The following is a 23186-nucleotide window of genomic DNA, read 5'->3' on the forward strand; positions in this document are numbered from 1 at the left end:
ATCAGCGTTGCTCCTGTGGCTCGCCGGCGATCCAGTTCCAGCTGGTGATCGTGGTGCGCATCAGGCGGGCGGCGGTTGACACGTGACTGTCGGCGGCCCAGAAGAGGGTGAGCACGCGACGGCAGTCGGGGGTGTCGACGGCGATCCAGGCGAGTGGCGCCCGCGTGGAGCTACGCCGGGCGAAGGCGGGGACGAGACCGACGCCGAGTCCCGCGCTGATCAGGTCCGCGATGGCGCTGGGCTCGTCGACTTCACAGACGATCTTCGGAGTGAGGTCTCGTGCGGCGAAGAGGCGATCGAGCAGCCTGCGTTGCCAGTGCCCCTTGCGGGCGGTGACGAAGGACTGATCGGCGAGTTCGTCGATGCTCACCGAAGCGCGGCGTGCCAGCGGGTGATCGAGCTGCGTGGCCACCCCCACCGCCTCATCGAGCAGCCGGACCGCCTCCAGGCCCTCGGCGTGGATCGGCTGGGAGGCGACACACAGGTCGATGTCCTGGGCTCGCAGATGGCGGGCCATGTCCTCCGCTGCCATCCAGCGGAGTTCGATCTCGGTGGTGGGGTGGGCGCGCTTGTAGGCCGCCAGCGGCCCGGTGAGGGTGAGGAAGGTTTCCGAGGCCAGCCGCACGGTCCCCACACCCTCGCTGATGGCCTCGGCGACGGCCCGCCGTCCCGCCTCCAGCTCACCGAGGGAGCGTTCGACGTAACCGCGGAAGAGTCTGCCCGCGTCGTTCAGCCGCAGCCGGCCGCTGCGATCGAACAAAGGTGTGCCCAGCTCGCTCTCCAAGCGGGCGATGGTACGGCTCAGTGACGGCTGAGCAACGCGAAGCTCCTCGGCAGCGCGACTCAGGTGCTCCAACCGCGCCACCACCAGGAACTGCTTGAGCGTATTCAGATCCATCATGCCTCCCGATACATAACAGCATAGCAATATTGATCTTAGACAAGATAACTCGTGAGCCATAGTGTCGGAGGCATTCGCGAACCGAGAACAGAGTGAGGAGGATCCCTCATGGTCACCGTGGCCGACAGCCTGGATGCTGCGCATCGGACGACACCCACGGGGTGGACACTGCGGGCCGTCGTCAGCGCGCACGTGGTGGCGATCGTCGGCCAGCCGGTGTTCGCAGGGGTGTATCTGACCGGTGACTACGACGGCCTGCGCTGGCACGCGATCGGCGCGGACGTGGTCACCTCCATCGGCTATCTGCAGGTCATTGCGGCGATCATGGTCTGGGTCCGGCTACGCCACCTCTGGCCGTTCCTCGCCACGATGGCGGTGGTGGCGGCCGAGACGGTGCAGTACTTCGCCGGGTTGGACGGCGCGCTGTGGCTGCACCTCCCGCTGGGCGTGATGACCATCGCCGCGCTCGTCGTGCTGTTCATCGCCGTCTGGCGCCAGCCCTTCTCGCGGCGGGAGGCTCGCGATGCGTGAGCACACAGCCGGCGGCATGACGAGGCGAGGGATGCTGGGCATCGGCGGCGCACTGGGGCTGATGGCGGCCACCGGGCTGTCGGCCTCGGCCGCGCTGGCCCGTCGGCCGTCGATCACCGGCGCCGAGTTGCGCAGCGCCGTACCACTACCGCCGCCGTTCCAGGTGCCGCTGCCGATTCCATCCCTGCTGAAGCCCGTCAGTGCCGACCGTTATGAGATCACCCAGCGCGAAGCGAGTGCGGAGATCCTGCCCGGTCTCAAGACGCCGCTGTGGACGTACGAGGGCACCTTCCCCGGCCCGACGATCGAGTCGCGCCGCGGCCGACCCATCACCGTGACGCACCGCAACGAGCTGCCCGTGCCGACCGTCGTGCATCTGCACGGCGGACGCACCCCTGCAGCCTCCGACGGATACCCCACCGACCTCGTCCTACCCGAGGGCTGGCCGCGGGCCACCGTGCATCACGGACACGGCATGCACGATCCGCGGGCGGTGGTGACCCAGCTGACCCGGGACTACACATTTCCGCTGGACCAGCGGCCGACGCTGCTGTGGTACCACGACCACCGGATGGACTTCACCGCCCCCGCGATCTGGCGGGGCCTGGCCGGGCTGCACATCGTCCGCGACGGCGCCGAGGACTCGCTCGGCCTACCCGCCGGGCGGCGCGAACTCCCCCTCGTGATCGTCGACCGGGCGTTCGCCGCCGACGGCAGCCTCGACTATCCCGCCCTCGATCCCACGCTGCGGGAGCGGCCGGGCGTGCCAGAGCCGTACCTCGCCGGAGTCCTCGGCGACGTGATCCTGGTCAACGGTGCCCCGTGGCCCGTGCACGAGGCCGACGCGACTCGCTACCGGCTGCGCATCCTGAACGCCTCCAATGCCCGTCACTACGAACTCGAAGCGGTCACCGACGACGGGCGCCGGCTCGACCTCGTGCAGATCGGGGCCGACCAGGGACTACTCGCGACGCCGGTCACCCACCGGCTCCTGCCGATCGCGCCGGCCGAACGCTACGACGTGGTCGTCGACTTCTCCGGCGTCCCGGTCGGCAGCCGCGTCAGACTCCTCAACCGGCTCGGCTCCGGCCGTACCCGCGACGTGATGGCCTTCGTGGTCGCGCGCAAGGCCGCTGACGACAGCCGCATCCCACCCATCCTGTCCACCGATCTGCCGACCTGGCGCAGGACGGACGCCGTCGGGGTGCGCGAGTTCGCCTTCCGCACCGGGCGGATGCGCGGCGGGCACGGCTGGCTGATCGGCGGGCAACCGTTCGACCCCGCCCGCTCCGACGTCACCACCCGCCTCGGCGATGTCGAGGTGTGGCGGCTGATCGCCGACGTCCACCACCCCGTACACCTGCACCTGGTCGGCTTCCGGGTGCTCTCGCGCCGCGGCCGGCCGCCGCTGCCCCACGACGCGGGCCTGAAAGACACCGTCTCCCTGCGGCCGGGCGAAGCGGTGGAGATCATCACCCGCTTCGACGGCTACCGCGGCCGCTACCTGTTCCACTGCCACAACGCCGAACACGAGGACATGGCCATGATGGCCAACCTCGAGATCGTCTAGGAGCATGGCCCGCGCTTCACTCGAGACGGACCCTCCCAACGCCGGCCGCGCTACGTCTGCGACCGACGCTGATCACCATCCGCTTAAAGGGTTGGATCGCCTGGCCTACCAACCTTTAGACGAATTCCGTGAGGGGCTCGAACCGGTGACGAACCGGCGGATGAGGTGCGTGATGAGTCAATGTCCCGCTCCCTGGTAGTGATTGAGGCAGTTGCGCCAGATCAGCAGCGCGCCTCCGAACAGCAGCCCGCCCACGACCGGAGCGCCGTAGGCGAGGAAGGCAGGCATGGTGAGCGAGCCGGTCTCGCCGAGGAGCACGGCGGCGGGCAGGTAGGCGACGAACGCGATCGGCAGCACGAATGTGAAGACCACCTGCGCGGGCCTGGTGAAGGCGTGCATCGGGTAGCCGCCGAACGCGGCGAACAGGTCGCCCACCACGAAGATCAGCGAGCGCAGCTCCACCACGCGGATGGAGAGCGCGGCCAGCCCGAGGTAGAACGAGCCCTGCACGAGCACGCCGCCCGCGATCGTCAGCAACACGAAGAGGACGTTCCAGGCTGTCCACGAGATGCCCGCCGCCGCGGCTCCGGCCAGCAGCATGCCGATCCCGGCCGTCACGTCGCCCGTCGCGGCCAGGATGATCCGCTTGGTCATGACCTGGAAGAGCGGGCTGACGGGACGCACCAGGTACCTGTCGAGCCTGCCCTCCCTGATCAGGTGCGGCATCGCGATGAGCTCGCCGGTGCACAGGACCCACACGCCGTGGACGGTCTGACGCAGGCCGTACACGAAGGCGATCTGGGCGAACGTCCACCCGCCGATCGTCTGGAAGCGGCTGGTGATCAGCCACACCAGGGCCAGCCCGACGAAGGAGTAGATCAGCCCGGTCAGCACCGAGACGACGAAGTTGACCCGGTACTGCATCTGGGCCGACACCGACGCGCGTAGCATCACCCACCACAACCCGGCATAACGCCGCACGTCAGCCTCCCTGCACGGTGACTCGGAGCGCCGCCCGCCGCCACACCAGCGCGGCCAGCGGCACGAGCACGACGATCCACCCCACCTGGACGGCCAGCGCCCGCCACATCGCCTCCCCGCCGAGCAGCCCCGTGTAGATCGCCACGGGCGTGTATCCCATGGCCTGGAAGGGAAGCGCGTGGAAGATCGGGCGCACGACGTCGGGCAGCAGGTCGAGCGGGATGTAGGCGCCCGCGAAGAAGGCGCTGATCATCCCGTACGCCCACAGCGCCCCCTCGGTCTCGAGCGTCCAGAACGAGACGTAACCGAGCAGCAGCGCGACGAGCGTGCCGACCACGCAGCCCAGCAGCAGGCTGGGCACGTACAGGAAGGACACGGGCAGGGAGATCAGCCCGACGGCCATGGCGAGCACGAGGGAGATCGCGAAGATGGGCAGCTGGCCGAGCGTGAACCCCGCCTGCTTGGCCACCATCTGCCCGGGGAAGGGCATCGGCCGCAGCAGGTCGGTGGCGACACCGCCCTCGGAGATCCGCTGCGGGATGTCGCCGTGGATGATGGTCCTGGTCACCCAGGTCTGGATGTTGATCACGGTGAGGTAGGCGAGCATGGTGGCGCGCGGCGGCATGCCCGCCACGACGTCGCGCCCGCCGTAGACCGCGTTCCAGAGCTCGATCAGCATGAGGATCTGGATGGCGGGCACCAATAGCCTGAAGATCGTGTCGAACCGGTAGGCGGTGAACGCCCGCGCCCAGGTGACGACCATGAGCCGGTAGGCGGCGAGCTTCACGCCACCTCGCCCACGGCGTAGATCTCCCTGATGACGCCTTCGAGGTCGGGCTCGGCCAGGGACAGGTCGGAGACGTCGTAGCGCTCGGTGACCTCGCGGATCAGCTTCGAGGCCGAGATCTCGGCGGGGTCGAAGCGCAGCCAGACCCTGTCGCCCTCCCTGCGCACCTCGCGCTCCATCGGCCCCGCCGCCGAGGCGAGGTGGAGGACGAGTTCGCGGTGGGTGACGTACGCGTCCTTGAGCGCCTTGATCTCGCCGTCGTAGAGGGTGCGGCCCTTGTCGATGATGACCACGCGACGGCACAGCTCCTCGACGTCGTCCATGTCGTGCGTGGTGAGCACGACGGTGACGCCCTTGTCCCTGTTCAGCTCGGCGATGAAGGACCTGATGCGCTGCTTGGCGACCACGTCGAGGCCGACCGTGGGCTCGTCGAGGTAGAGGATGCGCGGCTCGTAGATCATCGCGGCGGCCAGGTCGCCGCGCATCCGCTGGCCGAGCGAGAGCGAGCGGACGGGGGTGTCGAGGAAGGAGCCCAGGTCGAGCAGGTCCACGAACAGGTCGAGGTTCTTCCTGAGCAAGGGGTCGGGGACCTCGTAGATCTTCCCGACCAGCCGGAAGGAGTCGATCAGCGGCAGGTCCCACCACAGCTGGCTGCGCTGGCCGAAGACCACGCCGATCTGCCTGGCGTTGCGCTCGCGCTGCCGCCACGGCACCAGGCCGGCCACCTCGACCGTGCCGCTCGTCGGCACCAGGATGCCGGTGAGCATCTTGATCGTGGTGGACTTGCCCGCGCCGTTCGGGCCGAGGAAGCCGACCAGCTCCCCCTCCTCCAGCGCGAGATCGACGCCGCCGACCGCCCTGGTGGTGGTGTACTCCCTGGTGAGCAGGGTCCGCAGGCCGCCGAAGCGGCCCTCCTTCCGGCGTGGCCGCCGGAACTCCTTGGTCAGCCCGGCCGCCCGGATGATCATGCGTTCCACATCTTCTCCGCGAGGAGGGCGAAGGTCGGCTCCACCAGCGCCCACACGTCCTGCTCGGTGTAGTCGGCCTCGGTCAGGTCGTTCCAGACCGCCGACATGGCGCCGCGCAGGAGCGGATGTTTCGGCTCCACGGTCATCCCGTCGGCGAAGACGTGCGGCGCCCACTCCCGTTCGATGAACTCCTTGTCCAGCCCCGTGGGGTGGTAGTAGTCGGCGAACGGCACGATGTAGAGCAGGCAGTCGTCGGTGTTGACGAAGCGGTAGCCGTCGCGCACCGCGGACACCGGGTCGTACCAGGCGGTGCTCCAGGTGTTGATGGTGACGTCGCGGTCGTAGCCCTCCGCGTCGCCCGTCATCCTGGTGAAGCTGCCCCACGCCCTCGGGTGCTTGCCCAGCGCCCTGACCTGCGCGGCTATGGCGTTGAAGTACTCGCGGAAGAGCTCGGGCGAGGAGAAGTACTCGTCGGCCCCGAAGTGCATCTCGGGGCCGCGGAACCACGGGACGAACTCGTCGAGGACCTCCTTCACGAAGGCGGTCGTCTCGGGCCTGGACAGGTCGAGGTGGTCGCCCTCCCCCAGCTCCGGCCGGTAGCGCGTGAAGGCCAGGGCGTGCGCGGGGCCGTCGATCTCGGGGATCAGCGTGACGCCGTGCTCGGCCGCCAGGTCCTCGAAGGAGTCCCACTCGGCCCTGGTGTAGGCGCCGTCGGCGGCGGCGAGGCCGGGGAAGCGCACGCTGACCAGCCGGAAGGCGGCCTGCACGCCGTCCCATGGGCCGGTCTTGTCCTTGCGGAAGCCGTTGTCGTTGAGGTGGAGCTGCAACTCGTTGAGCTTCAGCTCGCCCATCCGCCCGATGAGGTCGCGGACGAAACCCGGCGTGAAGTAGCGGCGGCCCACGTCGAGCATGAAGCCGCGTACCTCGTAGCCCGGCCAGTCCGCGCCCTGGCCGACGGGCAGTTCGCCGTGCCTGTCGAGGTGCTGGATCACGGTGCGGGCGCCGTACCGCAGGCCGCGCGGGGTGGGCGCGGTGACCCGCGCGCCGTCCTCGGCGACGGTCAGGAGGAAGCCCTCCTGCGCGAAGCGCTCGCCGCCCTCGGCGTCGGTCAGCACGGGGTCGAGGAGCAGCGCGACGTCACCGGGCACCGCGGGAAGCCCCGGGTCCGAACCCTCTGGCGGGACCGCGCCGGGGCGCGGGCGAAAGACGCCCGCGCCCCGCTCCCACCGGCGTATCGCCGGTCTCACACCTGCCCGCGCTCGAAGTAGGCGATGAGCTCGGGGTCGAGCGGCGGCACGTCGTACGGCATGCCGCCGTCACGCAGCGACATCGTCGCCATGTACCCGGCCGCCACGCTCATCCGGGCCGCCACCGGCGAGGTGTCGGTGATCCCGCCCTCCCGCACGAACCGGTTGAACTCCCCGATGATCCCGGTGTCCGCCCCGCCGTGCGAGCCCTGCGCGTCGGGCACCTTGTAGGCGATGTCGCAGTCGTCGCGGTAGGAGGTCGGTCCGGTGTTCCAGACCTTCACCGTGTCGCCTGGGCCGTCGCCGAAGTTCTCCAGGCGGCCCTCCGTCCCGATGACCGTGTAGTTGCGCACGTAGTCGGGGCTGAAGTGGCACTGCTGGTAGGCGGCGATGACCCCGTTGTCGAGGCGCATGTTCATCACCGACACGTCCTCGACGTCGATGACGTGGTTGAGGTTCCTGCGCTCGGTGGGCGGCCACTCGAACTCCCGCAGCCAGCCCTCGGGACGCGGCGTGCCGGGCTCGCGGCGCGGCAGGTCGCCGTAGAGCATCAGGTCGCCGAGCGCGTTGACGCGGGTGGTGTAGCCGCCCGCCAGCCAGTGGATGACGTCGAGGTCGTGCGCGGCCTTCTGCAGGAGCAGGCCCGTGGTGCGGGTGCGGTCCGCGTGCCAGTCCTTGAAGTAGTAGTCACCGCCGTAGGAGACGAAGTGGCGCACCCAGACGGTCTTCGGCTCGCCGATGACGCCCTTCTGGATGATGTCGCGCATCAGGCGGACCACGCCCATGTGGCGCATGTTGTGCCCCACGTAGAGCCGGGTCCCGGTCCGCATCGCGGTCCGCAGGATGTTGTCGCAGCCCTCCACGGTGATGTGAAGGGGCTTCTCCAGGTAGACCGCCTTGCCCGCCTGCAGCGCGTCGACCGCGATGCGCTCGTGGGTGTCGTCGGGCGTCATCACGATGACGGCGTCGATGTCCTTCCTGTCGAGCAGTTCGCGGTAGTCCTCTGTCAGGATCTTCGCCTCGAACTTCTCGGCCTGACGCTTGAGCGCTGCCGGGTCGGAGTCGCACAGCGCGGCCACGACCGAGCCCTTGCCCGGCCGGTGCGCCGACAGCGCCAGGTTGGTTCGCAGCCCGAGGCCGATGACTCCGATGCGCAGGTCTTCCACTTCTGTCCTTTCCTAGCGGTACGGCGGGGCTCAACCCTTGGCGATGGAGGCCTCGTACTCGGCCTTCATGGCGTTGCCACCCTTGTCCATGTACTTCTTGACGAAGCTCTTCCACTCCGACAGCGGCTTGCGTCCGGTGACGAAGTCCACGATGGTGTCCGACGCCATCGTGGTGAGTTCGCCGATCTTCTGCGTGTAGGTGTCGGAGAAGTGACCGGTGGTGACGCGCTGCTGGAGCATGGGCGAGACCTTGGTCTGGAACTCGTGGACGAGCTTGGTGCGGTCGGGCTGGCCCGGCATGAACAGCGCGGAGGGCGCGTTCAGCACGAAGGAGAGCGGCTGCCAGGTGGTGGGCACCTCGGCCTTGCCCTTGTCGGTGAAGACCAGGTCGCCGCCCTCGTTGGTGAAGTGCGTGCCCTCGACGCCGAAGTTGACGAGCTGGTACTCCTCGGTGCCGAACGGCGCGGCCAGGTAGTTGAGCACGCCGAGCAGCGTCTCGATGCGCGCCTTGTCGACCTTGTTGCTGATCGCGGTGAATCCGACCGAGCCGAGGCCCGCGTTGTAGACCGGCTTGGACGACGGGGTCGCGGCGAAGGGCACGATGGCGCCGAGGTCGTACTTCTGGGTCTTGGCGTCGTTGATGAAGCCGGGGAACGACTCGACATAGGCGCCGATCTGGCCGTTGGCCACCTTGTCCTTGATGGTGGCGAGGGCCGGGTCGGGCCAGAACAGGTTGGCCTTGAAGGCCTTGACGGCCAGTTCGACCGCGGCGAGGTACTCCGGCGTCTCATACCAGTGGGTCAGCTTGCCGCCCTCGAGCCGCCACAAGTTCGGCGCGCCGTACCACTGACTGAACATGTGCACGTGGTTCACGTACGACGGCTCGAGCGGGTACTTGTTCTTCTTGACGTCGAGCAGCTGCTTGGTCTTCTCGAGGAAGTCGTCGGCGCTGGTGAAGGTGGCGCCGCCGACCGGCTGCCAGTAGTCCTGGTTGACGCAGAAGACCTGGCCGAACTTGCTGTAGGTCACGGCGACGCCGTGCAGCCTGCCGTCGGTGACGGCCGACTTCCAGGCCACGTCGCCGAGGTTGGCGAGGTTCGGGTACTTCTTGATCGCGTCGCCGGTCAGGTAGGGCGTCAGGTCGTGGAACTTCGCCGCCAGGAGCTCGGGCACCCGCTGGAGGCCCTGGTTCGGCGGGAACCAGACCAGGTCGGGCAGGTCGTCGCTGGCGATGATGGCGTTGAACTTGTCGGGGTAGCCGTCGCCGACCACGATGTTCATGCTCCACTCGGAGCCGAGCGCCTTGTTGAGCTCCTGCAGGTAGGCGTTGTCGGCGGGAGAGGGCGGCGCCACGTCCCAGGTCTGCGTGAGCGAGGTGATCTTCTTGCCGTCGCCGGGCGGGGTGGCGACCGACTTGATCAGCTCGGTCGGGTACTTCAGGTAGGCGGGGTCCTGACCGGCGTCGACGGGGAGGTCGGGAGTCGGGATCTTGGCGGCCGTGAAGGTCGGGAGCACGAGCTTCTTCGACAGCTCGGCGCCGCCCTTCTTGACGCCGGCCGCGCCGCCGCCCTCGCCCCCGCAGGCGGAGAGCCCGGCGACCGTGACGCCGGCGAGCGCGAGTCCGAGGAAGCCGCGACGGGACATGGGTGAGGACATGGATGTCTCCTGGGGGTGTGTTCAGCCCTTGATGGCGCCGGTCAGGACGCCCTTGGTGAAGTACTTCTGGAGGAAGGGGTAGACGAGCAGGATCGGGACCAGCGCGATGACCAGCACCGCCATCTGGATGGAGGAGGCGGGCAGGTCACGGACGATCGCGACGTCCATGCCGGAGGCGGCGCCGCCGCGGAAGATGAACTGGCGCAGCACGACCTGGATGGGATGCATCGACTGGTCGTTGAGGTAGAGGATCGCGTTGAAGAAGGTGTTCCAGTACGACACCGCGTAGAAGAGGCCGACCACGGCGATGACCGCCTTGGACAGCGGGATCGCGATGCGCCACAGCATCCGCCACTCGCTGCAGCCGTCCATCTTGGCCGCCTCGAACAGCTCGTCCGGCAGGTTCTGGAAGAACGCCCTGACCACGACCACGTTGAAGGCGTTGACCAGCACCGGCGCGATCAGCGCCTGGTAGGTGTCGATCATGCCGAGCTCCTTGACCATCAGGTAGCTCGGGATCATGCCGGGGGTGAAGAGGAAGGTGGCCAGCACCATCAGCAGGATCGGCTTGCCGCCGAGCATGCCCCTGCGCGAGAGCGCGTAGCCGAGGAAGACCGTGCAGACCAGGCTCAGGGCGGTGCCGGCGAGCGTGATGCCGATGCTGATCAGCACCGAGCGGGTGACCGCGCCGCCTGAGAGGATCACGGCGTAGGCCTCGAAGGTCGGCTTCGAGGGGAAGAGCACGTAGGCGCCGCCGTTGGCGATGCTCTCCGCGCGGCCCATGAGGCTGGTGCCGAGCGCCAGGCCGAACGGGTACAGCACGGCCACCGTGATGGCGGTCAGGACCAGGAACTTCAGCGTGCGGCCCGCGATGGTCGGGCGCTCCATCCACGGCGGCCTCATCGATAGATCCCCTGCTCTCCGAAGCGGTGTGCCAGCTTGTTCGCCGCGTAGATCAGCGCCGCGCCGATGACGCCCTTCATGAGGCCGGCCGCGGTGCTCATGCCCCAGTCGCCGTCACGGATGCCGTGGTAGTAGACGTAGGTGTCGATCACCTCGGCGGCTCCCGCGCCGACGGCGTCCCGTTGCAGGACCATCTGCTCGAAGCCGACGGAGAGGATGTCGCCGAGGCGCAGGATCAGCATCATCAGCACGACGGAGCGGATGCCGGGGAGCGTCACGTGCCACAGGCGGCGCTTCCAGTCGGCGCCGTCGATCGCGGCGGCCTCGTAGTGGCTCATGTCGATGGCGGTGATCGCGGCGAGGAAGATGATCGTGCCCCAGCCGCAGTCCTTCCAGATCACCTGAGCGGTCACCAGCAGCTTGAAGGTGTCCGCGTTGGACATCAGGTTGCCGATGGTGATGCCGTGGGAGTTCAGGAAGCCGCTCACGGTGCCCGCGCCGCCGATGACCTGCTGGAACATCGCGACCACGACGACCCAGGACAGGAAGTGCGGCAGGTAGACGACCGACTGGATGAACCGCTTGATGCGGTGGCCGACCAGGGAGTTCAGCAGCAGCGCGAGCGCGATCGGCGCGGGGAAGTACAGCAGCAGCTGCAGGGCGGTGATCTGCAGCGTGTTGTTGACCGCGGACCAGAACTCCGGCTCCGCCAGGAGCGCGGTGAAGTTGTCCAGCCCCACCCACGGGCTGCCGTTGATGCCCAGGAACGGCGCGTAGTCCTTGAACGCGATCACGTTCCCGAGAAGCGGGACGTAGAAGAAGACCACGAAGTACAGGACTCCGGGCACGCACAGCGCCAGCAGTGTCCAGTCGCGCTTCAGCCGGTCTCTGATGGCCCGGCGCTGCGGGCGGGCGTCCGCCAGGACCTCCGCCCGGGCGGCTGCCGTGGATGCGACCACGTCTCACCTCCAAGTCAGAACGAGTTCGCCTGGAGGCTAACGCCCATTTATGCAAGTAACTAGAGTTAATCGCGCTTGATCGGGCAAGATGGTCGAATCGATGCTCACCGGCAATCGGCCCGTGATGGAAGAGTTATCTCTCTGACCTGCGAAGATGCGCCGAATCCCGAGCTGGAGGGCGTGGGGAAGATTTTTTCAGGCAGGTGGTGTAAAGAGCAGGCGGTCGGCGTGGTTGAGCGCCAACCGTACGGCGCCGAGCATGATGCACTCGCTTCCGAGGCCCGAGGCCGTGACCTTGGGCGGGTAGAGGCAGTACTCGTCGAGCAGTTCCTGGATCGGGTCGACGAGCAGGTCACCGGCGGAGGAGAGGCTGCCGCCGACCACCACCATCTCGGGGTCGAGCGGGTTCACCACGGGGATCAGCCCCGCGGCCAGGCCCCGCGCGAAGTCCCTGACCGCCTGGCCGGCGCGCTCGTCGCCGTCCCTGGCCCTGGCGATCGCGAACTCGGCGCTCTGCCTGCTGGAGCGCAGCTCGCCGGGCTCGGCCGCCATCGCGTAGTCCATGACGTGCCTGAAGGCCACCCAGTTGTCGTTGGGCTGCCTGCCGATCTCCCCCGAGGCCGCGTGCGACCCCCTGTACGGCACGCCGCCGATGAGCAGGCCCATGCCGATCCTGTTGCCGGTGAACAGGTAGACGACGTTGCTCCGTCCCTGCGCCGCGCCCCGCCAGTGCTCGGCCAGCACCGCCAGGCGCATGTCGTTCTCGACGACCACGGGGACGGGGAGCCTGGCGCCCAGCTCCGCCTGCAGGTGCAGGCCGGTCCAGCCGGGCAGCGCGATGCTCTTGACGACCCGTCCCTCGCCGTCGACCACTCCCGTGGTGCCCACGCCGACCGTGACCAGGTCGGCGACGGCGATCTCGGCGTCGGCCGCCGCGAGCCAGACCAGCTCGACGGTGGCCGCGAGACGGTCGGGTGCGGGGGTGTCGGGGGCGAGCTGTCGCCTGCGCACCGACACGAGCCCGCCGTTGAGGTCGGAGACGGTCGCCCGCACGCCCGAATGGCCGATGCTGACCCCGACGACGTGCGCGGCGGAGGCGCGGAACCTGAAGCGGCGGGCGGGCCTGCCGCGCTGGCGGTCGCCCTGCTCCTCGGCGCACTCCTCTGCCCAGCCCTCGGCCAGCAGATCCTCGACGACGCCCTCGGCGGTCGGCCTGGACACGCGGGCGGCCCTGGCGAGCTCGGTCAGCGTGGCGTCCTCCGACGCCCGCATGATCCGCAGGATCGCGGCAGAGTTGAGCCTCCTCAGGAGGGATGCGTCACCGCTCACCTGTCTCATGATGGTCCATTCTATTTCAAAAGGTTCTTTCGAAAAACCGTGAAGATTCGCTGACAGGCGCGTTAAGAAAACCTCGATGGACACCGGAGGTGATCACCGGCACAGTGCGTAAGGTTGTCAGGAGGGGGAAACGACCGTCATGAAAGCGCTGGTCAAGCAGAAGGCCGAGCCCGGTCTGTGGCTCGTGGACGTGCCCGAGCCCGTCGTGGGCCCGGGCGAGGTCAAGATCCGGGTGCTGCGCACCGGCATCTGCGGCACCGACCTCCACATCAGGAAGTACGACGACTGGGCGAAGAGCACGCTGCGGCTGCCGCTCATCGTCGGGCACGAGTTCTCCGGCCAGGTGGTCGAGGTCGCGCCGGGCATCGAGGACATCAAGGTCGGCGACCTGGTCAGCGGCGAGGGCCACATCGTCTGCGGCAGGTGCCGCAACTGCATGGCGGGCCGCAGGCACCTGTGCATCAACACCGTGGGGCTCGGCGTCAACCGCGACGGCGCGTTCGCCGAGTACGTGACGCTTCCCGCCTCGAACGTCTGGGTGCACCGCATCCCCGTCGATCCCGACATCGCGGCGATCTTCGACCCGTTCGGCAACGCCGTGCACACCGCCCTGTCCTTCCCGATGGTCGGCGAGGACGTGCTGATCACCGGCGCCGGGCCGATCGGGCTGATGGCCGCGGCCGTCGCCACCCATGTGGGTGCCCGCAACGTCGTGATCACCGATGTCAGCCCCGAGCGGCTGGAGCTGGCCGAGAAGCTGGGCGTCAGCCTCGCGCTGAACGTCGCGCGCAGTTCCATCACCGACGGCTGGAAGCGGCTCGGCATGCGCGAGGGCTTCGACGTCGGCCTGGAGATGTCAGGGCACCCGCAGGCCATGCGCGACATGATCGCGAACATGACCCACGGCGGCAGGATCGCCATGCTGGGCCTGCCCGCCGAGGAGTTCGCCATCGACTGGTCCACGGTCGTCACCTCGATGATCACCATCAAGGGCATCTACGGCCGCGAGATGTACGAGACCTGGTACAACATGTCGGTCCTGCTGGAGAAGGGGCTAGACCTCTCTCCCGTGATCACCGACAGGTTCTCCTACCGCGACTTCGACGCCGCCTTCGACACGGCCGCCAGCGGCCGCACCGGCAAGGTCATCCTCGACTGGAGCGACGCCGCGCCCAGCGCCTGACCGCCTGCCGTACCTGCCGCAGGACCCCGGCGACCACCGGTGGCGCCCTCGGACGGGGCCGCTCCCCGAAGGTCCCGACCTGCGACCGGGGAGAGGGCCGCGCGAACCGCGGGGTACGACCCCAGACGGGCCGCTCCCGAAGGCCCCCCACCTGCGACCGGGGAAGGTGCCGCGCGAACCCGCGGGGTGCGACCTCCCCTTCAGAACAGATTAGGAGCGTGTGATGTTCGGAAAGACGCGGGATGACCTGCGGGCCACGCTGGACGAGATCGCCTCGGCCGGGCTGCTCAAGCCCGAACGGGTCATCACCACCCCGCAGAGCGCCACGGTCGGCGTCGCGGGCCGCGAAGTACTGAACTTCTGCGCCAACAACTACCTCGGCCTCGCCGACCACCCCGAGGTCGTCGAGGCCGCCAAGGCGGCGCTCGACCGCTGGGGCTTCGGCATGGCCTCGGTGCGCTTCATCTGCGGCACCCAGGAGGTGCACAAGGAGCTGGAGTCGCGCCTTTCCGACTTCCTCGGCATGGAGGACACCGTCCTCTACAGCTCGTGCTTCGACGCCAACGGCGGCGTCTTCGAGACGCTGCTCGACGCGCAGGACGCGGTGATCTCCGACGCGCTCAACCACGCGAGCATCATCGACGGCATCAGGCTCTCCAAGGCCCGCCGCCTCCGCTACGCCAACCGCGACATGGCCGAGCTCGAGGCCAGGCTCAAGGAGGCGTCCGACGCGCGGCGCAAGCTGATCGTGACCGACGGCGTGTTCTCCATGGACGGCTACGTCGCACCGCTCAGGGAGATCTGCGACCTGGCCGACCAGTACGGCGCGATGGTCATGGTCGACGACTCCCACGCGGTCGGCTTCGTCGGCCCGACCGGGCGCGGCACCCCCGAACTGCACGGCGTGACCGACCGGATCGACATCATCACCGGCACGCTCGGCAAGGCCCTCGGCGGCGCCAGCGGCGGCTACGTGTCGGCCCGCAAGGAGATCTGCGAGCTGCTGCGCCAGCGCTCGCGCCCCTACCTCTTCTCCAACTCCCTCGCCCCGGTGATCGCCTCGGCGTCGCTGCGCATCCTCGACCTGCTGGAGACCTCGAGCGAGGCCCGCGAGCGGCTGCGCGAGAACACGCGGCGCTTCCGCACCAAGATGACCGAGGCGGGCTTCGACATCCTGCCGGGCGACCACCCGATCGCGCCGGTCATGATCGGTGACGCCGGGGAGGCCGCCGCCATGGCCGAACGCCTCCTCGACCAAGGCATCTACGTGATCGGCTTCTCCTACCCCGTGGTGCCGCACGGCCAGGCCCGCATCCGCGTCCAGCTCTCGGCCGCCCACTCGGCCGAGGACGTCGACCGCGCCGTCGAGGCGTTCGTCACGGCCCGATCGACCTGACCCGGCGGATCGCGAGCGCCCAGGTCCGCCTGGCCCGGCGGATCGAGCACCCGACGGGTCCGCCGGTCGTCTCCGGCCGGCGGACCCCGGTCAGAGCCCCTCCCAATCGCGGGCCTGCATGCGGTCCCAGAACTCGTCAGCTTCTCGGTCGTGAACGACCGAGCTTGCAGCTCCTCTGCGTCGATGGATTCGACGTTTCGGGCCGCGTAAGGCAGCGTGACTCACTGCCCGACATGGCAGGCCATGCCGCGTTGCGATGCCGATACCAGATCACAGAGCCGTTCCCCGGCACGCCGGGTGCGTTCAATCCCGTCACCGCGTCACCAGGAGTAACAACAAGCCTACGCAGGGAAGCCATTCCTCTCGGGCGTGACCGCCCGAGGTTCCTGGCTAGATGGCGCTGAACGATCTGCGCCGGCTCCATGCGGCGCATCCTGCCAGAGCCGACCGACAAGAACCGGCCCATCGCCGGGTGACAATGGGCAGGTGATTGACACTCGCCGGCTGCGGACGCTGCGCGCGGTGGCGGACCACGGGACGGTGACCGCGGCGGCCGCCGCACTGCACCTGACCCCTTCGGCCGTCTCCCAGCAACTCGGCGCGCTGGAGCACGAGGTCGGGCACCGGCTGTTCGCCCGCGACGGCAGGGGCATCAGGCTCACCGCCGTGGGCCGCATCATGCTCGCGCACGCCGACGAGGTCCTCGCCCAGCTCGAACGCGCCGAAGCCGAGGTGGCCGCCTACACCACGGGCTCGGCGGGCGAGGTGTCGGTGGCCTCGTTCGCCACCGCGATCAGCGCGGTGCTCGCGCCTGCCGTCCGCGAGCTGCGGGTCAGCGCGCCCGCGCTGAAGATCAGGGTGCTCGACGCGGAGGGCGACCGCGGCCTCACCATGCTGCTCGACGACGAGGCGGACCTGACCATCGCCGTGGAGTACAGGGGCGCGCCCGACGACCAGCGCCTCACCCGCATCCCGCTCTACGCCGAGCCGTTCGACCTGCTGCTTCCCCGCGAGCACGCCCCCGCCTCGACGCTGGCGGAGCTGGCCGAGGACGACTGGATCGGCCCCTATCCCGGCAATCCCGTCCACGACGTGATCACGTTCGCCTGCGAGCGAGAGGGCTTCACGCCCGGCTTCGCGCACTCCTCCGACGACTTCCGCGCGGTCGTCGCCCTGGTGGGGGCGGGGGCGGGGGTGGCGCTCGTGCCCCGGCTGGCGCTGCGCGACCTCGACCTGTCCGCGGTGATCGTCCGGCAGATCCCCGGGCCCGAGCGGCGCGTCTTCGCCGCCGTCCGCAAGGGCGCCGACCAGCATCCCCTTCTCCGGCCGCTGCTCGCCACGCTCACGGCCAGCCGTCCGCTGGGCTGAGCCGCGCACCCGCTCGAGATCAGGAGCGGGCGACGTCCAGCGCCTTGGTGAAGTCGCGGTACCTGTCGAGCTCCTCGGACACGGGCCCGAGCACCAGCCGGCCGCCGACCTCGGCCACCCCAGCCCTCAGCGCCTTCGCCACCCGCCTGGCCCTGCGCCGGCCGCCCGCCCACGCGGCCAGCCGTGACAGCAGCGCGATCAGCACTCCCGCGACCGCGCCGCCGATCAGCAGCACGGTCGGCCACGGCACCTCCACCACCGTGGGCAGCGGCGGCTCGGGCAGCCGCAGGTAGGTCAGGACGAACAGCACCCCGAGCCAGACCGCGCCGAGCACCATCGCCGCGAACACCATCCACTGCAGCCCGCCGACCACGGCCCACCACCTCGGCCGCCTCGCGGCGCCGGCCGAGGTCGTGGCCACCACCCTGTCGAGCGCGCCCGCCAGGTCGTCGTCGTGGGAGCGGGCCGCCTGCCGTACGGCCGCCGCCCACGACTCGGGCAGGTCGCGCGCGGCCGCCTCGCCGACGTCCCTGATCGCGGTCTCCATCCGCGCCTTCTGCACGGCGGAGGGCGGGGGCACCGAGGTCCGTCCGGCGATCTCGCCGCGCGCCCCCGAGTCGATGCCGAGCCTGCGCAGCGGATCGGGCCTGAACCTGCGCATCCACCTCGTCATCGGCCACCCCGTCGCCGCCACCGCCCGGTGCGTGTGCGCCTTCGCGACCGCGTCCACCACCAGCGGCACGCCGGCGGCCTCGGACAGTGCCCGCGTCAGCCGCCCGTCGTCGGGCGCTCCCCCGGGGTCGGCCGCCGCGGACGCGCCCGCGAGGTGGGCGGCGGCGGTGGCGACGTCGGCGGTCAGGCGCTCCCCCCAGGACCGGCGCCGGGAGACCCGCTCCTCCAGCAGGCCGCGCAGCTCGGGCAGGCCCGACCCGGTGCGGGCGGAGGCGCCCAGCACGGGAACGCCGGTGAGGCCGTCGTCGCCCAGGAGGCGGCGCAGGTCGGCGAGGCAGCGTTCGGCCTGGCTCGCCGTGAGGCGGTCGATCTGGTTGAGCACGACCACCATCACCTCCTTGTGGCGCGACAGCGGGCGCAGGTAGCGCTCGTGCAGCGCGGCGTCGGCGTACTTCTGCGGATCCACCACCCAGACCAGCAGGTCGACCAGCTCGACCAGCCGGTCCACCTCCAGGCGGTGGGTCAGCTCGATCGAGTCGTGGTCGGGCAGGTCGAGCAGGACCAGCCCGGACAGGTCGCCCTCCACCTCGTGGCGGTACGGCACGTCGAGCCAGGTGAGGAGCGGCCCCGCGCCCTCGCCGTCCCAGAGCGCGGCCTGGGCCGTTGAGGTGGTCGGCCGGGTGACGCCCACTTTGGCCAGATCGGCCCCGGTCAGGGCGTTGAACAGGGACGACTTGCCGCTGCCCGTCGCGCCGGCGAGCGCGGCCACCGTGTGGTCGACCGACAGGCTCCGGCGGGCGCCCGCCCGCTCGGACACCTCCCTGGCCGCCGCCACGAGCTCGGGGGCGAGCCTGCCCTCGGCCAGCCGGGCCGCTTCGAGCAGCGCCGTCAGCCTGTCGTCCAGCGAGGGCCCTTCCTTGCGCCGCAACAGCTTCACTCGCCCTCCACCTGACTCGCAACACCGTCACCTGGGCCGCCTTCGGCACGTTCGCCGGGAGCATCGGAGGCCCTTGAGGCGCCGTGGCTCGCCACACCCGGGTCCGGCGCCGCCCGGGGCAGCTCGTGCTGGTGGTCGCGCACCGCCCGCGCCGCCGCCAGCAGCGCGGGAGCCGTGTCAGCCGGCACCGAAACCCCTTCCAGCAGCTCGGTGAACCTGGCCGCCTCCTCGTCGAGCAGCCCCTTCACCCGGGCCCGCAGATCGTCCCTGGCCTTGGCGGTCAGCGTCCGCACGGCCTGGTCGCCGAAGATCGCCTCCAGCACCTTCTGCGACAGGACGGAGGTCCCGCCCGCGATGCCGACCTCGATGCCCGTCAGCCCGCCCGTGGAGGCGAAGACCGCGAGCATCAGCAGCAGCCCCGCCCCGTTGACCCCGAAGGAGGCCACCCGCGCCGTGGTGCGCCGCGCCGCCCCCTCCGCCCTGACCAGGTCGAGGACGTAGGCCTGCCAGCCCCGCACCACGTCGTCGTAGTCGAGCTCCGACGAGGCCCTGCCGAGTTTGGCGGCCTTCACCGCGCCCGCCCGCTCCAGCAGGTCGTGACCGCCCGGCGCGGCGCTCCAGCCTTCGAGCGCCCGCTCGGCCGCGCCGTCGGCCGCTCCCCTGATCAGCGCGGCGACCCCGCTCTCGAGCGCGACCCTCAGCTTGGCCTGCGGCGCCTGCCGTCCGGTGAACAGCGCGGAGACCCTGTCGCGCAGCCAGCCGACGCGCGACTCCAGTGACCGCATGAGATCGCCCGTGCCGATGAAGTCCTGCCACCTGGCCATCACCTCGCCGCGCAGCAGCGATCCGTCGCGCATGCCCTCGTCGAAGGTGGCCATCCCGCCGGAGTAGGCGGCGGAGACTATCTCGGCCAGCCGGTCGGCGCCCTCCCGCTGCCGTTCGACGGCCGCGGCCAGCGCGGGCACCCTGCTCGCCAGGCTGTCGAGCGCTCCGGCGAGCGTCTGCCGCACGACCTCGGCGCGGGCCTGGGAGGAGGCGGCGAGACCGGACAGCCACGAGATGATCGGCTCCACCGAGCCCTCGGGGAGCCGGCCGTTCTCGGTCAGCAGCACGGCCTCCTGCACGGTGAACAGCGGCGTGCCCGCCAGGCCGTTCTCCTCCAGCAGCCGTCTCAGGTCGGCGGAGACGGGGACGACGGCGTCGGGCGGCACCCGGTCCAGGATGATCGCCAGCGCCGCGCTCCGCTCGCGGGCCGAGCGCAGGAAGCTCCACGGCACCTCGTCGGCGTAGCGGGCCGCGGTGGTGACGAACAACCACAGATCGGCCGCCGCCAGCAGTTGCGTGGCGAGGGTCCTGTTGGCGGTCACAACCGAGTCGATGTCGGGGGCGTCGAGGAGCGCGAGCCCGGGAGCCAGGGTGGGCACGGTCACCACCCGGAGCGTCCCCGGATCGCCCGCCGAGCCCGTTACGCGCGGCAGCCCAGGCAGGACCTTCAGCGACATGAACCAGGCGGTGTCGTCGGGGCTCACCGCCAGCGTCGGCGCCAGCGTGGTGGGCCGCAGCACGCCCGGCTCGGAGACGTCCGCCCCCACCAGGGAGTTGACCAGCGTCGACTTGCCCGCGCCGGTGGAACCGCCCACGACCGCGAGCAGCGGTGCGTCGAGCGTGACCAGCCGCGGCAGCAGGTAGTCGTCGAGCTGGCCGGCCAACTCCGTCAGCGCCCGCCGGTCGGCCTCCACGTCGCCGATGGCCAACGGGAACAGGTCGGCGGAGAGCAGGCGCCGCAGTGACCGCAACGCCTCGAGGAGGTCCATAACCCCCACGCTAGTCGGGTGGTGGCTCCCTGAGCACGTAGCCGACGCTGCGGAGCGTGTGGATGAGTCGCGGTTCCACGTCGTCCACCTTGCGCCGCAGGTACGACACATACGACTCGACCACTCCCGCGTCGCCGCCGAAGTCGTAGTTCCACACGTGGTCGAGGATCTGCGCCTTGGACAGCACCCGCCCCGCGTTGGCCATGAAGTAGTGCAGCAGCTTGTACTCCGTCGGCGACAGGTGCACCTGCCGGTCGCCGCGCCACACCTCGCGCTCGGCCTCGTCCAGCACGAGGTCGGCCACCTGCAGCCGGGCGCCGCCGATCTCCCCCCGCGTACGGCGAAGCACCGCCTGCACCCTGGCCAGCACCTCTTCGAGGCTGAACGGCTTGGTCACGTAGTCGTAGCCGAGCCCGAGCCCGGTCAGCTTGTCGTCGGCGGCGTCGCGCGCGGTCAGGAACAGCACGGGCGCGTCCAGACGCTTGGCCACCTCGAACCCGTCCAGGTCGGGCAGCATCACATCGAGCACCACGAGGTCGGGTCTGACCCGCTCGGCGATCTCCACGGCCTCCAGCCCGTCGGCGGCGGTCAGCACCTCGAAGCCGGAGAAGCGCAGGCTGGCGGAGAGCAGGTCGCGGATGCTCGGCTCGTCGTCCACCACCAGGATCAGCGCCTCAGGTGTGTTCACACCTGCCAGATTGCCCGAGGAGGCTGAGGAAAAGCTGAAGGGTTACTCAGGGGCGAGTGGGAGTTCGACGCGGAAGACGCAGCCCTCGCCCGGCACGCTGTCCACGACCACGCTGCCGCCGTGCGCCCGCACCAGCGCCTCGACGATGGCCAGGCCGAGGCCGCTCCCTCTGTCGTCACCCGAGCGGCGGGCGCGGGCGGAGTCGGCGCGGTAGAAGCGCTCGAAGACCCGCTCGGCCTGCTCTGGCGTCAGGCCGGGCCCCTTGTCGATCACTTCGAGGAAGGCCACGGCGCTCTCGCCGGAGGCGCCGACCCTGATCGTGACGGGGGTGTCACCCGGTGTGTGGGTGAGGGCGTTGGACATCAGGTTGCCGACGACCTGGCGCAGCCGTACCTCGTCGCCCAGGACGATCAGGGCGGCGCCGCCCGCGACCTCCAGCGAGATACCCCTGCCGGGGGCGAGGATGCGGGCGTCCTGGACGGCGTCGGCGGCCAGCGCCAGCACGTCCACGGGCCGCATCTGCAGCGGGCGCTGCTGGTCGACCCGCGCCAGCAGCAGCAGGTCGTCGACCAGCAGGCTCATCCGGCCCGCGGCGCGCTCGACGCGGCGCAGCATCTCGGCGGGATCGGCCTCGGGGTTCTGCCTGGCGTACTCGGCGAAGCCCCTGATGGTGGTCAGCGGGGTGCGCAGCTCGTGGGCGGCGTCGGCGACGAAGCGCCGCATCCGCTCCTCCGACCTGCTCGCGGCGTTCTCGGAGGCGGTTCGCGCGGCGAAGGCCGTCTCGATCTGGGCCAGCATGCCGTTGAGCGCGCGGGCCAGCCGGCCCACCTCGGTGCGCGGGTCGCCGTCCGGCACCCGCCTGCCCAGCTCGCCGCCCGCGATGGCCTCGGCCGTACGCTCGATCTCGGCCAGCGGGCGCATGCTGCCGCGCACCGCGGTGACGCCCACGACGGCGAGGATCAGCAGGATGCCGCCACCGCCGAGCAGCTCGATGAGCACGAGCCTGCGGGTGATCTGGCTGACCTCGTCGAGGTCGACGGCGACCAGCACGCTGCCGCTCTGCGGGCCGCGCACCAGCTGCACCCGCCATTCCCCGTCGCCGGAGACGGCGGGCACGGTCGTGGCGACGGACGGGGGCGGCTCGGGCACGGCGGGCCTCGGCCTGTTGTCGGCGTCGAGGCCGCTGAGCCAGGGACCTTCGGCCCTGATGATCGCGTCGGGCTCCAGGACGAGGTTCTTCAGGCCGGGCGAGCCCTTGTGCTCGATGCGGATCAGCGCCCTGGTGGCCACCACGGAGATCTGGGTGTCGACCCTGTCGATGAGGTAGTTGTGCAGCACGGAGACGCTGAGGACGCCGATGAAGGTGAATCCGAACGCCAGCAGCGCCAGCGTCGCGGCGATGAGCTTGACCCTGAGCGTCATGACTCAGGAGGGCTGCGCAGCACGTATCCCACGCCGCGCAGGGTGTGAATGAGACGTGGCTCCCTGTTGTCGATCTTGCGGCGGAGCACCGAGACGTACGACTCGACGATGCCCACCTCGCCCCTGAAGTCGTAGTCCCAGACGTGGTCGAGGATCTGCGGCTTGGACAGCACCCGGCCGGAGTTGGCCATGAGGTAGCGCAGCAGCTTGAACTCGGTCGGCGACAGCGAGACCGGCCTGCCGCCCCGCCACACCTCGTGGCTCTCCTCGTCCAGCTCGATGTCGGCGAAGGTGAGCCGCGGCGGCGGCGCCTGCGGGTCCCCCGAGGTACGGCGGAGCACCGCGCGGATCCGCGCCACCACCTCCTCCAGGCTGAACGGCTTGGTGACGTAGTCGTCGCCGCCGATCGTCAGCCCCCGGATCTTGTCCTCGGTCTCGTCGCGGGCTGTGAGGAACACCACGGGAGTCCCCTGCCCGCTGCTGCGCAGCCTGCGCACGACCTCGAACCCGTCGAGGTCGGGCAGCATCACGTCGAGCACGACGAGGTCGGGCCGGTGCCGCTGGACGGCACTGACCGCGTCGAGACCGTTCTTGGCGGTCGACACCTCGAAACCCGCGAACCTCAGGCTCGCGGCGAGTAGCTCGAGGATGTTCGGCTCGTCCTCGACGATCAGCAGGCGTGCTTCCACGGCTTCCATA

General features: G+C 70.1%; 20 protein-coding genes. 5 read left to right on the top strand and 15 right to left on the bottom strand.

Annotation, left to right across the window (positions count from 1 at the left end; all coding sequences use genetic code 11):
• Nucleotide 1: 1 nt before the first annotated feature.
• Nucleotides 2-901 (bottom strand): LysR family transcriptional regulator, encoded by a 900-nt coding sequence (locus H4W81_RS32140; protein ID WP_225958893.1) that lies wholly within the window; start codon nucleotides 899-901, stop codon nucleotides 2-4.
• Nucleotides 902-1009: 108 nt separating this feature from the next.
• Here H4W81_RS32140 and H4W81_RS32145 point away from each other — a divergent pair, with 108 nt between their 5' ends.
• Together H4W81_RS32145 and H4W81_RS32150 are read left to right on the top strand one after the other, a co-directional pair.
• On the top strand, nucleotides 1010-1432 hold the full coding sequence (locus H4W81_RS32145) for a hypothetical protein (protein ID WP_192778246.1): 423 nt from the start codon (nucleotides 1010-1012) through the stop codon (nucleotides 1430-1432).
• Nucleotides 1425-3002, top strand: coding sequence for a multicopper oxidase family protein (locus H4W81_RS32150; protein WP_225958894.1), 1578 nt, complete (start codon nucleotides 1425-1427; stop codon nucleotides 3000-3002). The genes H4W81_RS32145 and H4W81_RS32150 overlap by 8 nt, the downstream gene beginning before the upstream one ends.
• Nucleotides 3003-3179: 177 nt before the next feature.
• Here H4W81_RS32150 and H4W81_RS32155 read toward each other — a convergent pair whose 3' ends face one another.
• The 9 genes from H4W81_RS32155 to H4W81_RS32195 form a co-directional block, all read right to left on the bottom strand.
• Complete coding sequence (locus H4W81_RS32155; RefSeq protein ID WP_192778247.1) at nucleotides 3180-3983, bottom strand: ABC transporter permease; 804 nt, start codon at nucleotides 3981-3983, stop codon at nucleotides 3180-3182.
• A 1-nt stretch (nucleotide 3984) separates the two neighbouring features.
• Complete coding sequence (locus H4W81_RS32160; protein WP_192778248.1) at nucleotides 3985-4770, bottom strand: ABC transporter permease; 786 nt, start codon at nucleotides 4768-4770, stop codon at nucleotides 3985-3987.
• A complete protein-coding gene (locus tag H4W81_RS32165; protein ID WP_192778249.1) occupies nucleotides 4767-5738 on the bottom strand; it encodes an ABC transporter ATP-binding protein in 972 nt (323 codons plus the stop codon). Before H4W81_RS32165 ends, H4W81_RS32160 begins: the two co-directional genes overlap by 4 nt.
• Nucleotides 5735-6886 (bottom strand): beta-N-acetylhexosaminidase, encoded by a 1152-nt coding sequence (locus H4W81_RS32170; protein ID WP_192778250.1) that lies wholly within the window; start codon nucleotides 6884-6886, stop codon nucleotides 5735-5737. The genes H4W81_RS32165 and H4W81_RS32170 overlap by 4 nt, the downstream gene beginning before the upstream one ends.
• 95 nt (nucleotides 6887-6981) lie before the next feature.
• Nucleotides 6982-8151 (bottom strand): Gfo/Idh/MocA family protein, encoded by a 1170-nt coding sequence (locus tag H4W81_RS32175; RefSeq protein ID WP_192778251.1) that lies wholly within the window; start codon nucleotides 8149-8151, stop codon nucleotides 6982-6984.
• 30 nt (nucleotides 8152-8181) lie between these two features.
• Nucleotides 8182-9807, bottom strand: coding sequence for a type 2 periplasmic-binding domain-containing protein (locus tag H4W81_RS32180; RefSeq protein WP_192778252.1), 1626 nt, complete (start codon nucleotides 9805-9807; stop codon nucleotides 8182-8184).
• A gap of 21 nt (nucleotides 9808-9828) precedes the next feature.
• The gene (locus H4W81_RS32185; RefSeq protein WP_225958895.1) at nucleotides 9829-10710 is read right to left on the bottom strand and encodes a carbohydrate ABC transporter permease; all 882 of its coding nucleotides are present in this window, start codon (nucleotides 10708-10710) and stop codon (nucleotides 9829-9831) included.
• A complete protein-coding gene (locus tag H4W81_RS32190) occupies nucleotides 10707-11669 on the bottom strand; it encodes an ABC transporter permease (protein WP_318782096.1) in 963 nt (320 codons plus the stop codon). The genes H4W81_RS32185 and H4W81_RS32190 overlap by 4 nt, the downstream gene beginning before the upstream one ends.
• Before the next feature lie 195 nt (nucleotides 11670-11864).
• Nucleotides 11865-13007: an ROK family protein gene (locus tag H4W81_RS32195; protein ID WP_192778253.1), complete on the bottom strand. Its 1143-nt coding sequence runs from the start codon at nucleotides 13005-13007 to the stop codon at nucleotides 11865-11867.
• 139 nt (nucleotides 13008-13146) lie between these two features.
• Between H4W81_RS32195 and tdh the strand changes: the two genes are divergently transcribed.
• The 3 genes from tdh to H4W81_RS32210 all read left to right on the top strand — a co-directional run bounded on the left by tdh (nucleotide 13147) and on the right by H4W81_RS32210 (nucleotide 16954).
• On the top strand, nucleotides 13147-14190 hold the full coding sequence (tdh, locus tag H4W81_RS32200) for an L-threonine 3-dehydrogenase (protein WP_192778254.1): 1044 nt from the start codon (nucleotides 13147-13149) through the stop codon (nucleotides 14188-14190).
• A 223-nt stretch (nucleotides 14191-14413) separates the two neighbouring features.
• Nucleotides 14414-15586, top strand: coding sequence for a glycine C-acetyltransferase (locus H4W81_RS32205; protein ID WP_192778255.1), 1173 nt, complete (start codon nucleotides 14414-14416; stop codon nucleotides 15584-15586).
• A gap of 486 nt (nucleotides 15587-16072) precedes the next feature.
• Nucleotides 16073-16954: a LysR family transcriptional regulator gene (locus H4W81_RS32210; protein WP_192778256.1), complete on the top strand. Its 882-nt coding sequence runs from the start codon at nucleotides 16073-16075 to the stop codon at nucleotides 16952-16954.
• 19 nt (nucleotides 16955-16973) lie between these two features.
• On the opposite strand, the gene H4W81_RS32215 is transcribed toward H4W81_RS32210, so the two are convergent.
• The 5 genes from H4W81_RS32215 to H4W81_RS32235 are packed head-to-tail and all read right to left on the bottom strand — an operon-like array spanning nucleotide 16974 to nucleotide 23185.
• Nucleotides 16974-18563 carry a GTPase family protein gene (locus H4W81_RS32215; protein WP_192778257.1) on the bottom strand — a complete coding sequence of 530 codons (1590 nt, stop codon included), beginning with the start codon at nucleotides 18561-18563 and terminating at the stop codon, nucleotides 16974-16976.
• Nucleotides 18560-20377 (bottom strand): GTPase family protein, encoded by a 1818-nt coding sequence (locus H4W81_RS32220; protein WP_225958896.1) that lies wholly within the window; start codon nucleotides 20375-20377, stop codon nucleotides 18560-18562. Before H4W81_RS32220 ends, H4W81_RS32215 begins: the two co-directional genes overlap by 4 nt.
• Before the next feature lie 10 nt (nucleotides 20378-20387).
• Nucleotides 20388-21065 (bottom strand): response regulator transcription factor, encoded by a 678-nt coding sequence (locus tag H4W81_RS32225; protein WP_192778258.1) that lies wholly within the window; start codon nucleotides 21063-21065, stop codon nucleotides 20388-20390.
• Between the two features lie 42 nt (nucleotides 21066-21107).
• The gene (locus H4W81_RS32230; RefSeq protein ID WP_192778259.1) at nucleotides 21108-22487 is read right to left on the bottom strand and encodes a sensor histidine kinase; all 1380 of its coding nucleotides are present in this window, start codon (nucleotides 22485-22487) and stop codon (nucleotides 21108-21110) included.
• Nucleotides 22484-23185: a response regulator transcription factor gene (locus tag H4W81_RS32235; protein WP_225958897.1), complete on the bottom strand. Its 702-nt coding sequence runs from the start codon at nucleotides 23183-23185 to the stop codon at nucleotides 22484-22486. The genes H4W81_RS32230 and H4W81_RS32235 overlap by 4 nt, the downstream gene beginning before the upstream one ends.
• Nucleotide 23186: the final 1 nt, after the last annotated feature.

The sequence above is a fragment of the Nonomuraea africana genome, assembly GCF_014873535.1.
GTDB classification, from domain to species: domain Bacteria; phylum Actinomycetota; class Actinomycetes; order Streptosporangiales; family Streptosporangiaceae; genus Nonomuraea; species Nonomuraea africana.

Coding starts and splice junctions, on each gene's coding strand:
- H4W81_RS32140 (WP_225958893.1), bottom strand. CDS start 901: ATGATGGATCTGAATACGCTCAAGCAGTTCCTGGTGGTGGCGCGGTTG.
- H4W81_RS32145 (WP_192778246.1), top strand. CDS start 1,010: ATGGTCACCGTGGCCGACAGCCTGGATGCTGCGCATCGGACGACACCC.
- H4W81_RS32150 (WP_225958894.1), top strand. CDS start 1,425: ATGCGTGAGCACACAGCCGGCGGCATGACGAGGCGAGGGATGCTGGGC.
- H4W81_RS32165 (WP_192778249.1), bottom strand. CDS start 5,738: ATGATCATCCGGGCGGCCGGGCTGACCAAGGAGTTCCGGCGGCCACGC.
- H4W81_RS32180 (WP_192778252.1), bottom strand. CDS start 9,807: ATGTCCTCACCCATGTCCCGTCGCGGCTTCCTCGGACTCGCGCTCGCC.
- H4W81_RS32185 (WP_225958895.1), bottom strand. CDS start 10,710: ATGAGGCCGCCGTGGATGGAGCGCCCGACCATCGCGGGCCGCACGCTG.
- H4W81_RS32195 (WP_192778253.1), bottom strand. CDS start 13,007: ATGAGACAGGTGAGCGGTGACGCATCCCTCCTGAGGAGGCTCAACTCT.
- tdh (WP_192778254.1), top strand. CDS start 13,147: ATGAAAGCGCTGGTCAAGCAGAAGGCCGAGCCCGGTCTGTGGCTCGTG.
- H4W81_RS32205 (WP_192778255.1), top strand. CDS start 14,414: ATGTTCGGAAAGACGCGGGATGACCTGCGGGCCACGCTGGACGAGATC.
- H4W81_RS32220 (WP_225958896.1), bottom strand. CDS start 20,377: ATGGACCTCCTCGAGGCGTTGCGGTCACTGCGGCGCCTGCTCTCCGCC.
- H4W81_RS32230 (WP_192778259.1), bottom strand. CDS start 22,487: ATGACGCTCAGGGTCAAGCTCATCGCCGCGACGCTGGCGCTGCTGGCG.
- H4W81_RS32235 (WP_225958897.1), bottom strand. CDS start 23,185: ATGGAAGCCGTGGAAGCACGCCTGCTGATCGTCGAGGACGAGCCGAAC.